This is a genomic window from Rothia sp. ZJ1223 (genome assembly GCF_016900985.1).
Lineage (GTDB): Bacteria > Actinomycetota > Actinomycetes > Actinomycetales > Micrococcaceae > Rothia.
The window spans coordinates 191,397-205,521 of record NZ_JAFEUT010000005.1 but is presented as its reverse complement, the minus strand read 5'-3'; the positions used below and the strand labels follow the sequence as shown (position 1 = coordinate 205,521).

Here is a 14,125-nt window from a genome sequence, read left to right as displayed (position 1 = left end):
GGTTTGCTTTACGGGGGGTGTATGCGAAACTATTAATGATAATGATTATCATTTAAATAATGCTGATAAGCATCTCGTTTATCTAACTATCTACCGTGACAAAGGAATAAGCATGCGCTCACTACGCAGGAGTCTGGTGGCCTTGCTGACATTACTGTTGGCAACCCTTTACCTGCCTTTGACTCAGGCCTCTGAACCCCGAACCGAAATTAGCAAAGGTCATACTGACAGTTTTTACGTAGTTACTGACTCGGGAACTCCAGTGGTTAAGGTTGCCAATGGAATCCGCAACGACCTCTATGACCCCAACTCAGTGTTCTTTCTCATCGATAACTCCACCTACGGAACCGACTATAATTTCAAAAACCTAAGCCGCAGCAGCGCCGAAGGATACTACACTGCCAGCTTCAATGCCAATGGATATTTCGAGCCGGGCTGGAGTGCTCCCGGATTCGCGGATAATGGGTTTGAATCGATCCGCATCGAGTTTACCTCTGTCACAGGTCCAAGCCCTGTCGCTCTGTTTGGGAACGACCCGCTGTCTGAAGATGACGAGTACGCTATCCTCCCCGTCCTTGCCGATGGCAAGTACTACATCGAACCCGGCACTAGCCTACCGATTCTGGGGCATACCCACGCTCACTGGTATTTTGAGCGTGCAGGAACCTATACACTCACCGGCCATGCTGTGGGCGTCACTCAAGACGGGCAAGAGCTACGCTCCGAGCCTTTTACTGAAATATTTAAGGTAGAGAAGAACGCGCAGGACGCACGTCAGGACCTCCCCTCGTCTTCCCCTAGTGAAGACCCAGTGCCTAGCCCGCCTACTCCTCATCCAACGGAATCCTCAAGTCCTAGCGACCCACCAAATACGATGGATGACTCCGCACAACCTCAGCCTCACACCCTTGTTACCGAGCCTCGTGTTATTAGTAACGGTCACATCGATCTTTTCAATGTTACTGCCCGCGGGAGCATGCTCGAACTAGCAGTTAAGGACGATACCGGAAGCGGAATTAGCTACCGTACCCCCGAAAGTGTGAAGGTGAAGATCGATAAGTCGGCTCTTACCGAACTCCCTGCCTCACGAGCCCAGCAGCTAGCTTCGAAGGGATACTTTATTAGTGAAAACGGCACCTCGCAGCGAACCCTGCCCTTCATGGGCTGGGATACCTCGGCAGTCGCTCCTGAGTACTCAGCGATCGATTTTAAATTCCTCGAGGTCACCGGCCCTGGGCGTATTCTTCTCTTCCAAACATCTCTCTTTAGCGGTCTAACATCACCATTTACCCACGGGGGCTACGAGATGATGAGTGGCTCTGTGATTCACCAAAACCTACCCAGCCATGTGCATACTAATTGGCTTTTCACCGAGCCTGGGGTATATACGGTCAAAGTTCGTGCTCAGGGTACACCTGTCGGGGGAGGTCCTGCGATTACTTCCAATACCGGTATCTACACCTTTGAAGTGGGTTCAGAGGTTACCAGCGCTACGGCATCAGAAGACCCAGAAGGTACTTCTATGGAGGTGCCTCTGCCTGGAACATCGAGTCCGTCAGTAATCAAACCCGCACCAGCTCAGCCTACCGAATCTGCTGGGGTGAAAGTTGCTCCCCCAGCTGTTGTGAGTTCAACTGTTCCAGTTGCGGATCCGCAGCCTACATCCAAAACCCAGGGGGAGGAGAATGCTGGGGTTCGAGGTGCCACAGCTGACTCATCGGCGTCCTCAGCTCACGCTTTTATCTCTTCGAAGGCTCCCTCGCACAGCACTTTGCTGGCTCACACTGGGCCCAACGGCGTCATGCTAATTCTGATTATCGGTCTCTTGCTGAGTCTTGCTGGTTTCCTCCTCGTACGTTACCGCCGTCTCAGGTAAAACCAAGGAAATATTAGAGAAATCAGCTTATGCGGTGTGCCTTGTGTACAGAGAATGTGCCTCGAGCACACCGCATAAAGGTTTCCTTGGCCATAGCAAAGCCGACGGTTGGGATTTATAGGATGGCGGTATTAAAGATGAAGCCCAAAAAGAAAGTCATTAGAGCTGCACCGTAACCGATGGCTAGCTGACGACCGCCTCTCTTGAGCGGAGAAGCCCCAGCGAGTAGACCAACTATTCCGCCAGTAATCAACAGAGCAATGCCAACTAGCACCATCGAGACTACCGCGGCTAACATACCGGAGAAACCCAGTAGATAGGGGAGAATCGGAATAAAGGCGCCAGTGGCGAAGAAAGAGAAGCTGGAGGCGGCTGTCCCCACATCGCTCCCAAGTACGCTATGGGAGTTGATTTCATGCTTATTTTCGGTGCCCGGCCGAAACGAAAATGAGGGGTCACAGTCGCATGTAAAGTGCCCCAACCGTTCCATAGCTCGGTGCTCGGCAGCTTCCTCGCTCATACCGCGTGCCTTATAAATAAGTTTCAGCTCGTTTTGCTCGATATCAAGGTGCCGAGCAACATCGAGAGTCACCTGAGTGGGGCGAGAAGCATCGAGAAGCTCACGTTGGGAGCGCACCGAAACAAACTCCCCAGCAGCCATTGAGAAAGCCCCAGCCAACAGACCTGCAATACCCGATAAGAGAATTAAGGAGCTGTCGACACCGCTGGCCCCCACACCCATAATAAGAGCTGCATTAGAAACCAAGCCATCATTCGCACCAAAAACCGCTGCGCGGAAGTTGCCGGAGAGCTTTTCTCGCCCCTGAATAGAAAGGGCACGGATAATCTCTTCATGGATGGCTTCATCAGCGGCCATGGCTTCGGTCGCATCAGAATCGTTAGCATAGGGGGAACGCCCTTCAGCGCGTTGGGCTAGAGCCAACACAAAGACCGAACCAAACTTCCTCGCCAGCAGCTCTAAGAAGCGGGCGGAAACTGCTGGGCGAGGCTCCGGGCTAGCATGTACGCCCAGCAGGGTACGCCAATGGTCCTGGTGACGAAATTCGGCCTGGGCTACTTCGCGTAAGATTTCAGCCTCTTTTCCCTCAGCCCGCTCTGCTAAGGTAGCGTAAATACGCGCCTCGGAGATTTCCTCGGCAAGGTAACGTCTCCATCTGCGAATCTGCGCCTTGCTGGGGTTAGCTACAGGCTGGCGAATATGCGAACCATCGGTCATGGCAAGCTCCTTGAAAAACTCGCGCCGTCGATCTCAGCTTAAAAATAAAAAGAGACCTCGGCTAAAGAAAATACTTTCTCGCCGAAGGTCTCGCTCGCCCGCATACTTGATGCATAACGGGTGATTTACCGGGTGCTTGTGCGAACCAGTATGTCGATAAACCGCTTAGGCTACGCTACCTGCTAGGCAAGATAACGCTACCGATGGGAGCTACTCCCCTTCGCTCCAAAACACTCTAATACAAGCTGGCTCCAAAATAAAAGAATGAGGAGCACAAAACAGCCTCAACGTGGGGTAATTCTCGCGTTCGATGCCATCAAGGCAATCTTAAACTCAGGGGACGCACCCACTGACTGCGGGTGCGTCCCCTGAGTTCAAACCCCTTGAGGGGCGTTAGAAAACTTAGCTGAGGTTGCCGTTACCGTCTTCGATGTGTGAGCGGATAAACCACTGGAACTTCTCAAGTTCAGCGGTCTGACCAATCAGCAGGTCTTCGGTGATGGGGTCAAGGTCGCCGACCTTTGCGATGACTGCGCGGTTGTCCTCAATGATACCGGTGTAAACGTCGTTGAGTGCGCGCAGGTGATCTAGAGAGTCGCCGCGGTTGACGTCGTACTCGTTCCAGGTGCGCTGTTCAACGAGGGCACCGGGCAGACCGTTGGGTGAAACGCCCATAGTTGCCATGCGCTCAGCGATTTCGTCTGCGTAGCCGCGAACCAAATCAACCTGGGGGTCAAGCATTTCGTGGACGGCAATGAAGTTAGGACCAACGACATTCCAGTGAGCATGCTTGAGGGTGAGATGCAAATCGTTCATCGCGTGCAGGCGAAGCTGCAGAGCGTCTGCAATCTGGTGACCGGTTTCTTCAACGAGACCGGGAACGGTGAAAGCTGCGTTTTTGTTTGACATAAGAATCTCCTGACTCTAGCTTTTCACTCCCTGTCCGGTGGTTTCGACGGAAGTGAAAATGGTTGTTTCCGTGCTTTAAGTGTAGGCGGTTTTCAGCCAAAAATCTAGCTTATTATGAATTATTCAGAATAAGGAGAGCCTTAAAAGTAAGCTCCCCGTGGCTAACGTGTAAGTTACCCTCACCTTCCTTAACAGGCTGCATACCGGGCAAAACAATCACTTTCATCCCAGCTGCTTTGGCACTGGCAACACCACTCGGGGAGTCTTCGAGCGCAATACACTCACTCGGCTCAACACCCAACCGCTGAGCCGCTAAAAGATAAGGCTCAGGATCGGGCTTAGGATTGGTGACATCATCGTTAGTCACAATGGTTCTGAATAGACCCTCCGGTGCCATCGCGGCAGTACGCTCCGCGATGTGGCGGGTAGCGTTAGTAACAATCGCCGCCGGGATACCCGCTTCATGCACATCCTGCAACAGCTTCTCAACACCGGGCAGAAACTCAATCTGTGTATCATCCAGCTGCCCCAGAATACTGCTCACCAAACCGTCGTAAATCTGCTCATCACTCAGCGCAACACCATTAGCCTTCATGATGTCGTAGGTAACCTGCATGGGCTTACCCAGCGCGTCCAAGGTGTCCTGCTCGCTCCACTGCTTACCGTGCGCGTGCGCGACATCCTCCTTAGCCCTCGCCCACAGGGGCTCAGTATCAACAAGAGTGCCATCATGATCGAAAAGAATTGCTGCTGGTTTCTGCGAAGTAGTCATACCTTCACCCTATAACAACTGCTCCACAAGGTTCGTAGAATAAATTACGTGAATACTCAACGCGCATCCTCTGCTTTTACCCGTTACCTGCCCCGCCTTGCCTACCCGCTGGCGGTGATTGCGACCCTCTGGATAGTCGCCGGGCGCTCACTGTTTGGCGCTGGAGGCGACCTTGTACCTGTTTTCGCTGTTAGTTTTGGGCCCATGCTGTTAGTGGCGATGGGTATGGGTGCTGTGATGATGCGTCGTGAAGCTGCTTTGCATGTTACTCGGTCGACCACTTTTACTATTGCCCTGGTGTACGTGATTTCTTTTGTTCTTGCCCTGGTATTTGGTTTCTTAGTGCCAGATCGTATGGGCGGACGCGTGGTGTCGGCGGCGTCGCAGGTATTCGGGGAGTGGTTTGTGGGTCTTTCAGCCGGGTTCGGCAATACGGCTGGAATCCTTACCCTCTGCTTCGCACTGGCTACCTATTTTCTAGCTTTGAATGAATCTAAGAAAACCCACCGCACCCTCGCCGGCATTGACCCGGAGCAAGAAGAGGAGCGGGAACGCGCGTCCTACACCTATGACTTTCTTGACTAGGGCGTAGAGACGCTGGTGCGTGCCGACACGATGCGCGCGGGTAGAGCTGGTGGGAGAGTCTCTTTGCTGCCGCCGTGTGCCTGCCTTCGCGCGGTGTGACCACGAAAAATCGGAGGTGACCGCGAAAAGTAATGCTGACCGCACATGTCATGGTCACCATTACTTTTCGCGGTCACCTTTTACTTTTGGTGGTCACCTCTGTGTGGGCTATCCATAGAATTACATTGAAAAGATATCCACAACATAAAACGTAACAACCAGCTAGCCCAGCGAAAATTGTGCATGATAAGCGCATGAACCACGAAGAAATATTAGATAACATTGCCACCCGCAAAGACCTCCTACAGCGCGGGGAACACCCCGCCTCTATCAACAAAGCGCTAGTAAACGGCCAACTGATTCGGCTCAGAGAAGGAGCCTACATCAACGGTTCACTTCTGAACCGACTGACTCCTTGGGAAACACCTCTTGCCCATATCTATGCCTATTACAAACGTAACTCGTCCGCGATTTTCTCGCATGTCTCGGCGGCTTTGCTCTACGGTCTTGATGTCATTGACCCCAAGAATGAAGTGCATATACTGACGGAAACCAACAGCCGCGGACGCGCCAAGGACGTGAAAAAGCACCTCGTCAGTGATTTGGAAAGTTTCCCCCACCGTATGACGTCAGAGGGGTTGGCTATTTCTGCGCCTCTGGAGACTATAAAATTCTGTGCTCAACTCTTGCCCGTAGAACAAGCTCTTGTGATTGCAGATTCAGCGGTGCGGAACAAACTGGTTGCTTATGAAGAGCTGGTCGAATTTTTGGCGCTGGGTGGAGGGTATCGTCCACGCAAGGTACAGCGATTAGCGTCTCTGGTAAGCGAAAAATCTGAATCTGCTGGTGAGACGCTTCTCCGGTGGATTCTTATCATGCTGAAGATTCCAGGAATTTATGAGCAGTATGAGGTGATCGTGAATGGCAGCCTCTACCGTATGGATTTTGCTATTCCTGATTTGATGCTTGCTTTTGAGTTTGACGGTGCCATCAAGTATTCACGGTTTGGTTCGGCTGAGGATGCGTTGTTGCGAGAGCGTCGCCGTGAAGTTGAGCTGCAAAATGCGGGCTGGAGAGTGGTGCGCTTGAACTGGGGTGATGTGTACAAGGAGCCAGAGAAATCAAAGCGCGCAATAGTCGCAGCTATCAGGCAGCAAAAAGCGCGCGTCCGTGGTGGTTTTTAAGAATGAGGTGACCGCGAAAAGTAATGCTGACCGCACATGTCATGGTCACCATTACTTTTCGCGGTCACCTTTTACTTTTGGTGGTCACCTTTGGCGCGGTGGTGTCCCCGGGTATGCCTGAGCTTTGTAGCGGAGTGCCGACGCTTGCCGTAGAACGTAGAACGTAGAACGTAGAAAGCGGGAACACGCTTTACAAAATAAAGTTGAGCGTAGTACACTCAATTTATCTAAAAGAAACGGACGCAGGTAGTCGGCTTGCCAGCCCAAAACCAGCGCTCCTCACCAACGATCACTAGAGGAACAATGAACACCAAATTCACCACCAAATCGCAAGAAGCCATTTCGGCAGCGAATATGAACGCCCAAACAGCGGGCAACCCCAGTATTGAACCGGCACACCTGCTCAAAGCACTCATGGACCAGCGCGAAGGCGTTGCAGTCGCCGTGCTCAAAGCAGCCGGCGCAGATGTGGATGCTATCTCAGTGGCAGCATCCACCGCTATCAAGAAACTACCGAGCGCCCAGGGCTCGTCAACCGCCCAAGCCCAGTTCTCGCGGGCTACCCTGAGCGCCCTACAAACAGCGCAGACCAAAGCTGAGCAACTCGGCGACGAATACGTTTCAACTGAACTTCTGCTCCTGGGCATCGCCAGCGATAACGATGACGCCGCCCGCGCGCTCACCGACAACGGTGCGTCTGCCCAGGTGCTTGAATCAACTATTCCGAGTGTAAGAGGAGGTCGCACCGTGAATACCCCAGACCCCGAGGGCACCTTTCAAGCCCTCGAAAAGTACGGCACCGATCTCACCGCAGTAGCACGCGAGGGTAAACTCGACCCCGTGATTGGGCGCGATAGCGAAATTCGCCGCGTCATTCAGGTACTCTCACGCCGCACCAAGAACAATCCCGTTCTCATTGGTGAACCCGGCGTCGGTAAAACCGCCGTGGTAGAAGGTCTTGCCCAGCGCATGGTTTCGGGCGATGTGCCTGAATCTCTGCGCGGTAAAACCCTTATTAGCCTTGACCTCGGTGCAATGGTTGCTGGCGCTAAATACCGCGGTGAGTTTGAGGAACGACTCAAGGCTGTTCTCGAAGAGATCAAAAAGTCTGAAGGTCAGATTGTGACCTTCATCGACGAGATCCACACCGTGGTAGGTGCCGGTGCTACCGAAGGTTCCATGGACGCGGGCAATATGCTCAAACCCATGCTTGCTCGTGGTGAACTGCGCCTGATCGGTGCCACCACCTTGGACGAGTACCGCGAAAACATCGAGAAAGACGCTGCCCTCGAACGTCGCTTTCAGCAGGTTTACGTGGGGGAGCCGTCGGTCGATGACACCATCGGTATTCTGCGCGGACTCAAAGAACGCTACGAAGCTCACCACAAGGTATCCATCGCAGACTCAGCCCTGGTGGCAGCTGCGAACCTGTCTAACCGCTACATTCCCTCGCGTCAGCTGCCGGATAAAGCGATTGACCTGATCGATGAGGCAGCATCGCGTCTGCGTATGGAAATTGACTCGGCACCCGAGGAAATCGACCAGCTGCGTCGCGCCGTTGACCGTCTCACCATGGAAGAGCTGGCACTTGCTGACGAAACCGACCCCGCATCGGTAGAGCGTTTGGAGGCCCTGCGTGCCGATATGGCAGATAAAAAAGAGCAGCTGGACGCGCTGAACTCCCGCTGGGAAGCCGAGAAAGCTGGACTCAATAAGGTAGGTGAACTTAAATCTCAGATTGATGAGCTGCGCTCTAAAGCTGAGGTCGCCCAGCGCGAAGGCAACCTAGCAGATGCCTCCCGCATCCTCTACGGTGAAATTCCCGCGCTTGAAGCTCAGCTTGCCGAGGCACACCAGGAGGAAGCCGCAGCGTCCTCAACCGAGACTATGGTTTCTGAAGAGGTGACCGCAGACGATATTGCCGAGGTCATCTCAGCCTGGACGGGTATTCCCGCCGGGCGTATGCTGCAGGGCGAATCTGAGAAGCTGCTACGCATGGAAGAAGAATTGGGCAAGCGCCTGATTGGTCAGCGCAAGGCAGTCACAGCCGTTGCGGACGCGGTTCGCCGTTCACGCGCGGGTATCTCAGACCCTGACCGCCCGATTGGTTCCTTCATGTTCTTGGGCCCCACCGGTGTCGGTAAGACTGAGCTGGCTAAGGCACTGGCTGAGTTCCAGTTTGATGATGAGCGCGCGCTGGTGCGTATCGACATGAGCGAGTATGCCGAGAAGCACGCGGTAGCCCGCTTGGTCGGTGCCCCTCCCGGGTACGTGGGTTACGAAGAAGGTGGTCAGCTGACCGAGGCTGTGCGCCGTCGTCCCTACTCGGTGGTTTTGCTCGACGAGGTCGAAAAAGCTCACCCGGAGGTCTTCGACATTCTCTTGCAGGTACTTGATGATGGACGTCTGACCGACGGCCAGGGGCGCACCGTCGATTTCCGCAACGTGATTTTGATTCTGACCTCAAACATGGGCTCGCAGTTCTTGATTGACCAGAACCTCGATGAGGACGCGCGTACCTCCGCGGTAATGGGAGTGGTCAATGCCTCTTTCAAGCCGGAGTTCCTCAACCGCTTAGATGACATCATCATGTTTGAGCCGCTCAGCGCAGAGGATTTGGGTAAGATTGTTAGCCTACAAATTGATGCTATGGGTAAGCGCCTGGTTGATCGTCGCTTGAGCCTGGACGTTACCGATGCTGCTCTTGAGTGGCTGGGGCTTGCCGGGTACGATCCTAGCTACGGTGCGCGTCCGCTGCGTCGCCTGGTGCAACGCGAAATTGGTGACCGTCTGGCGAAGGGAATCCTCGCCGGTGAGGTTCGCGACGGAGATACCGTGCAGGTGGACGTGAACCCCGACGTTTCGATGGACGGGCTCACTGTCACCGCTAGCCGCTAAAACCTGACTAAGTGAACAACGCTAAAAATAAAAACCGGCCTTCCAGACCTCACAAAAAGGTGTGGAACGCCGGTTTTTCTGCGCTATGCGAGATAACACCTGAAAAATCATCAGAGGCTTCTTTTAGGTCTGAGCTGACGGGCAACAACCGCTGAATCGGGGATGCTGGTGGTCTCTTGTAGCGGGTGTAGCATTGTGAGTCGTCCTCGCCGGGCATAATGGAAAATATGCAAACCTCCGTTTCGTATTCTGCTGAATATGCCAACGCTGAGTCTTTACGACGCGCTGATATTGCTACCACGCACGCTGCAGCCTTGCGCTCTATCTCAAGGGTTGTGGAGGACTCTGGCGTCCATTCTGATACTGGAGCTGCCGCCGCCGGTATCGCTCAGATGCTAGATATTGGGGGAGTGCTGGTACTTACTGGCGCCGGGGTTTCGACCGACTCGGGAATACCCGACTACCGCGGTCCTAACGGCTCGTTGCGTCGCCACCGCCCCATGACCTACCAAGAGTTCAAGTATGACGCCGGTGCCCGCCACCGCTACTGGGCTCGTTCGTATGTGGGCTGGCGGCAAATGAAAAACGCTCAGCCGAATATAGTTCATTACGTATTAGCTGAATTAGAAGAAGCCGGAAAAGTATTAGCGATTATTACTCAAAATGTTGATGGGCTACATTCAGCAGCGGGTGCTCGGCAGGTTTTACCTTTGCACGGTGATCTTTCAAAGATTGAATGTTTAGATTGCGGTTTTGTTGAACCCCGCACCGCTTTAGACCAGCGCTTAGAAAACGCTAACCCCGGTTATCTCGAACGTTTGGACGATGCTGAATTGCAGGTCAATCCCGATGGCGACGTTGATCTTTCAGATTCTTTTATCGCTGATTTTCAGATGGTGGGATGCTTGAGCTGCGGTTCTGAGAAACTCAAACCCAACGTGGTCTACTTTGGGGAGAGCGTTCCGACACCCCGCAAGGAGCAGGCGAAGCAGCTACTGGAGCAATCTTCATCTCTTCTCATTGTTGGCTCATCGGTTGCGGTCATGAGCGGTTACAAACTGGTACTTGACACTCTGCGGGCCGGAAAACCTGTGGGCATCATCAACGCTGGCCCCACCCGAGCTGACCGTAAAGCAACCTACCTCTGGCGCGCGTCCGCCCGTGACGCTCTCGAAGAACTCATCGACTGGGTTCTATAAATACCCGCTCCGCCCTGAATCTTGTATGCTCTGAACCTCATAAACGCAGGGCAGAGGGCTTTTGACCGTGAAAATGCTGGCAGTTGGGCTTTTTGGCGTAACGCAACGAGCATATACAGCAAAAACCATGTACCCTTAACAGACGAAAGACGTAAACCCGATTTTCGTTGCGTCGTGAACACACGCGTACCGGAACACGATCGATGCAGAGGGGGTCACGCCATGGGGCGCGGCCGTCAAAAGGCTAAAGCAACGCGGCAGGCACGGGAAATGAAATACTTCGTTCCCGATACCGACTACTCAGCTCTTGAACGCGAGCTCAGTACCGCCAAAAATGATGACTACTCATCGTACGCTGATAAGTACAACGATGAGGATGACGATTACTCAGAGTACGTCGATAAGTACAGTGCCGACTACTCTGATAAGAAGTAGTGCCCTAGCTCATTAAGTAGGGTTCTACCTCTTAACTTTTTCACGTTAACGCCTCCGCACTTACCTGTGCGGGGGCGTTAACTGCGCCTTCTTAGCTGTCGATTTACTCAGGCGATTCACGCTTACAACTCACCTATGCTGCTGCGTCCTTACACTGTCTGCTTTTTGAGAAGTCTCAATGCAGCCTAATCACTTCATCGCAAAGATGCATCACTTCTTCGTCATGGGTTGCTAGCACAACGGTTTTACCTGCTTCTGCGAGGGTGCGGAAAAGCTTCATGATCTCTTGTCTCAGCTGAGCATCAAGTGCTGATGTTGGTTCATCAGCAATGATAATTTCAGGGTCGTTGACTAAGGCTCGGGCAATCGTTACGCGCTGCTTTTCACCGCCTGAGAGCATCTTGACCTTGCGGGAGGACTTCAAACTGAAACGGGCGCTTTCAAGTGCCTGCTCCACCCGCTGTTTTCTTTCTGCCCTAGTGAGTTTTTCTGTGCTAGCTAGTAGGGGAAGCTCAACATTTGCGTACACACTTTCAGCTTCAAGGAGGCGAAAATCTTGGAAAATAAAACCGATGTGGTGGCAGCGAAACGAAGTGGCGGCTTTGGCATCTGAATAGTTGAGAGGCTGTCCGAGTATTTCTACGCTACCACTATCTGGTTTCTCCTGGGCAGAGATAACGGAGAGCAGGGTGGATTTTCCTGACCCTGAGGGCCCGCACACCGCATAGACCCTGTGAGGGTAGAAAGTCAGGCTAACTTCGGAAAGCACAGTTTGGGAGGATTCGCTTTCTGTAAAACTTTTCGAGATGCCCTGTGCCAAGATGGATGGATGTTCCATGTGTATTAGTCCTTAGGTGCTCTTTTTACGATAACTGATGTAGAAAAATGCGGTAGCTAGATGCACTAGGAGGCAAAAGAATAAACAAAGCAACAAGGTCAGAGAAAAGTTGCTGCTTTCATTCATGAAGAGTGAATAAAGTATTTCTGTTGCTAAATACCCGCATACCAGAGGGAGGGAGAAAGAAATAAAAACTAGAATCTCTATGCGCAGTACACGAAAAAATGGTGTATGCGCATATATTTCTTCCACCTGAAAAGTATTCACCCTGAGGCTTATCAGCCATAGCAGTGTTTGTGTAGCTAAGACAAAGAAGGATAGTAGGACAAGGTGGGGTAGCGCTGTGAATAGTCTTTCACTCATCATGCCCTGTTGAATGGACTGAGGAAATACCTGTTGCTGGTTTACCGCTTGCAGTGTGTAGCTGATGTTTGCGCCCCTAATGGTTAGGGGGAAAGCCGCTAATTTTTCTTCAGCTTCTTGCACGGCGCAGACGCAGATGAGTCCCCTTTCAATTTCCTCTAAACCAATAGCAGGATTGGAAAGAAAATCATTTTCAAAATCTTCCAGGTGGCTCGGGTGTGCCAGTAGAAAACCGCTCTGATCAGCACGGATTTCTTGCTGCTTTCCATCGATCCAGGAATAAGTGCTAGCGCTTTCATCGTGAAGGGTCAGAGGGCTTCCCCTAAAGGTTGTGCCCGTTAGTTCTGGGATGGTGCCATAAAGGTTGTACCCCGCATCAGAGCCTGGGATGGGGACGATGGCGTCCCCCAGCTCCAACTGCTGGGCTGCTGAAAAAATGATGTATCCGCTGGTTAGATGGTGTTCTTCAGAAAAAGTCGCGTCACTATAGTCAGGAGCAGTAATTGCGCTGAGATTTGCTATGAAACGCATTTTGGGGTTCTTGGTCAGCAGTTCTTGTAGGTAGGAGTTTGCTGATGTCTCGTGGCTAGAAGCAGGGGCAGGAAGTGCCTTAAAATAGCTGGTTTCTTGCGGACTCTTCTGGAGCTCAATGGAAGGTGCCGGGGGCATAATGTTGAGTGCGAGAGTAGAGATGCACACAAGTATAAAGGATGCAAGAGCTAGCAAAGAGGTGAAGATTCCGGTTGCCCGGACATCTGCAAGGAGTCTTTTAATATAGAACATGAGATGCGCACCTCCTGATAGCGTAGTAAATGTAGGCAGAGTAAAGAAGAAGCTGATAGCAGTAAATGACTGCCAAACAGGAAAAAGAAATAATGGCGAGGTGCTGCCAGGTAACGAAAGAGTTACCTCCGGTGAGGAAGTAGGTAGCTAGGCTAATGAGAATCGCAGGCAGCAGGAGCTGAATCTGTAGAGCTAAAAGACTGGAGAGTTGGCTTCTCAGCGTGCGGGAACGCGACATTCCTAGAAGAGCGGAAACCAGTATTTTTTCCTTTTGCTGATAGACGATGACATACGTCATGAGCGCCAGGGCTAGAAAGGGAATAGAAGACCAGAGTAATGCCGGTGCGTATGTTGTGTCGCTGGTAGCTGAGGGAAGAGCTCCTGCAGGGATTTCAAAAGCAGTGATTCCTCGGGATTTAAAGGTAGCAAGAATGCGTTCTTCTTCTAGCGGATGCGAGGAGGCAAGCAATAAGTAGGAATAGGCGCCTTCCAGGCAGGATCCCCAGGGGTAGACAATACGTGTGTTTTGATAAGGGGAAACTAGGCTACTGTTTATTTCTGAGGTGGGAAGCCCACAGGTTTCTATGATCTCGGTGTTGATTCCTTCACTAACTAAGACGTGGTTTTGGTTCTGCGGAAATTCTTCATTCAGAAAGCCCTGCTGGGAGTAGATAGATATAACGCTAAAGTTTGCGTCTGTAGAAGCTACTAGGGAAGTGTTGAGCGTATCTGCTATTTCTTTGAGGGTTGCTTGATTAAGGGTGCTGAGAGTATTTTGGTAGAGCTTAATGGTTTGAGTATTTGTATAAGCTCGTGCAGAGGCTGCCTGCGGTGTTTGACCTACAAAGAGGTAGAGACCAAGAACCATGAGGCAAATAAAAGCTAGGAGCGAGGTAAAAAGAAAAGGGAGAGATCTACCGTTCATGATTCCACCTAAGGTATGACGAGGAAGAATCCTCTCAGCGTGTGTTTTATGGGCTTACTAGGTGCTCATTATTCTTGTACTG

General features: G+C 52.1%; 12 protein-coding genes. 6 read left to right on the top strand and 6 right to left on the bottom strand.

Features of this window, described 5'->3' with window-relative positions; genetic code table 11:
• Positions 1–112: 112 nt before the first annotated feature.
• Positions 113–1,876 carry a choice-of-anchor M domain-containing protein gene (locus JTP09_RS08365; RefSeq protein ID WP_204877992.1) on the top strand — a complete coding sequence of 588 codons (1,764 nt, stop codon included), beginning with the start codon at positions 113–115 and terminating at the stop codon, positions 1,874–1,876.
• A 115-nt stretch (positions 1,877–1,991) separates the two neighbouring features.
• Here the strand turns inward: JTP09_RS08365 and JTP09_RS08360 are convergent, their stop codons facing one another.
• The 3 genes from JTP09_RS08360 to JTP09_RS08350 form a co-directional block, all read right to left on the bottom strand.
• Complete coding sequence (locus JTP09_RS08360; protein WP_204877991.1) at positions 1,992–3,113, bottom strand: VIT1/CCC1 family protein; 1,122 nt, start codon at positions 3,111–3,113, stop codon at positions 1,992–1,994.
• A 402-nt stretch (positions 3,114–3,515) separates the two neighbouring features.
• Positions 3,516–4,022: a Dps family protein gene (locus JTP09_RS08355; RefSeq protein WP_204877990.1), complete on the bottom strand. Its 507-nt coding sequence runs from the start codon at positions 4,020–4,022 to the stop codon at positions 3,516–3,518.
• A gap of 112 nt (positions 4,023–4,134) precedes the next feature.
• Entirely contained in the window at positions 4,135–4,794 is a 660-nt protein-coding gene (locus tag JTP09_RS08350) for an HAD family phosphatase (protein WP_204877989.1), read from the bottom strand.
• Between the two features lie 48 nt (positions 4,795–4,842).
• Between JTP09_RS08350 and JTP09_RS08345 the strand changes: the two genes are divergently transcribed.
• The 5 genes from JTP09_RS08345 to JTP09_RS08325 all read left to right on the top strand — a co-directional run bounded on the left by JTP09_RS08345 (position 4,843) and on the right by JTP09_RS08325 (position 11,134).
• Positions 4,843–5,379: a hypothetical protein gene (locus JTP09_RS08345; protein WP_204877988.1), complete on the top strand. Its 537-nt coding sequence runs from the start codon at positions 4,843–4,845 to the stop codon at positions 5,377–5,379.
• A 293-nt stretch (positions 5,380–5,672) separates the two neighbouring features.
• Positions 5,673–6,602 (top strand): hypothetical protein, encoded by a 930-nt coding sequence (locus tag JTP09_RS08340; protein ID WP_204877987.1) that lies wholly within the window; start codon positions 5,673–5,675, stop codon positions 6,600–6,602.
• 303 nt (positions 6,603–6,905) lie between these two features.
• Entirely contained in the window at positions 6,906–9,500 is a 2,595-nt protein-coding gene (gene clpB, locus JTP09_RS08335; protein WP_204877986.1) for an ATP-dependent chaperone ClpB, read from the top strand.
• A gap of 227 nt (positions 9,501–9,727) precedes the next feature.
• Complete coding sequence (locus JTP09_RS08330) at positions 9,728–10,699, top strand: Sir2 family NAD-dependent protein deacetylase (RefSeq protein ID WP_204877985.1); 972 nt, start codon at positions 9,728–9,730, stop codon at positions 10,697–10,699.
• Positions 10,700–10,921: 222 nt separating this feature from the next.
• Positions 10,922–11,134 (top strand): DUF3073 domain-containing protein, encoded by a 213-nt coding sequence (locus tag JTP09_RS08325; RefSeq protein ID WP_204877984.1) that lies wholly within the window; start codon positions 10,922–10,924, stop codon positions 11,132–11,134.
• Positions 11,135–11,309: 175 nt separating this feature from the next.
• On the opposite strand, the gene JTP09_RS08320 is transcribed toward JTP09_RS08325, so the two are convergent.
• Genes JTP09_RS08320 through JTP09_RS08310 form a run of 3 tightly spaced genes read right to left on the bottom strand, consistent with a single transcriptional unit; the run spans position 11,310 to position 14,043 of the window.
• Positions 11,310–11,972 (bottom strand): ABC transporter ATP-binding protein, encoded by a 663-nt coding sequence (locus JTP09_RS08320; protein WP_204877983.1) that lies wholly within the window; start codon positions 11,970–11,972, stop codon positions 11,310–11,312.
• A 12-nt stretch (positions 11,973–11,984) separates the two neighbouring features.
• Positions 11,985–13,118 carry a hypothetical protein gene (locus JTP09_RS08315; RefSeq protein ID WP_204877982.1) on the bottom strand — a complete coding sequence of 378 codons (1,134 nt, stop codon included), beginning with the start codon at positions 13,116–13,118 and terminating at the stop codon, positions 11,985–11,987.
• Complete coding sequence (locus JTP09_RS08310) at positions 13,105–14,043, bottom strand: hypothetical protein (RefSeq protein WP_204877981.1); 939 nt, start codon at positions 14,041–14,043, stop codon at positions 13,105–13,107. Before JTP09_RS08310 ends, JTP09_RS08315 begins: the two co-directional genes overlap by 14 nt.
• Positions 14,044–14,125: the final 82 nt, after the last annotated feature.

What these genes read in the sequence shown, in the direction of transcription:
- JTP09_RS08365 (WP_204877992.1), top strand. Translation starts at nt 113, where the DNA reads ATGCGCTCACTACGCAGGAGTCTGGTGGCCTTGCTGACATTACTGTTG.
- JTP09_RS08360 (WP_204877991.1), bottom strand. Translation starts at nt 3,113, where the DNA reads ATGACCGATGGTTCGCATATTCGCCAGCCTGTAGCTAACCCCAGCAAG.
- JTP09_RS08355 (WP_204877990.1), bottom strand. Translation starts at nt 4,022, where the DNA reads ATGTCAAACAAAAACGCAGCTTTCACCGTTCCCGGTCTCGTTGAAGAA.
- JTP09_RS08350 (WP_204877989.1), bottom strand. Translation starts at nt 4,794, where the DNA reads ATGACTACTTCGCAGAAACCAGCAGCAATTCTTTTCGATCATGATGGC.
- JTP09_RS08340 (WP_204877987.1), top strand. Translation starts at nt 5,673, where the DNA reads ATGAACCACGAAGAAATATTAGATAACATTGCCACCCGCAAAGACCTC.
- clpB (WP_204877986.1), top strand. Translation starts at nt 6,906, where the DNA reads ATGAACACCAAATTCACCACCAAATCGCAAGAAGCCATTTCGGCAGCG.
- JTP09_RS08330 (WP_204877985.1), top strand. Translation starts at nt 9,728, where the DNA reads ATGCAAACCTCCGTTTCGTATTCTGCTGAATATGCCAACGCTGAGTCT.
- JTP09_RS08325 (WP_204877984.1), top strand. Translation starts at nt 10,922, where the DNA reads ATGGGGCGCGGCCGTCAAAAGGCTAAAGCAACGCGGCAGGCACGGGAA.
- JTP09_RS08320 (WP_204877983.1), bottom strand. Translation starts at nt 11,972, where the DNA reads ATGGAACATCCATCCATCTTGGCACAGGGCATCTCGAAAAGTTTTACA.
- JTP09_RS08315 (WP_204877982.1), bottom strand. Translation starts at nt 13,118, where the DNA reads ATGTTCTATATTAAAAGACTCCTTGCAGATGTCCGGGCAACCGGAATC.
- JTP09_RS08310 (WP_204877981.1), bottom strand. Translation starts at nt 14,043, where the DNA reads ATGAACGGTAGATCTCTCCCTTTTCTTTTTACCTCGCTCCTAGCTTTT.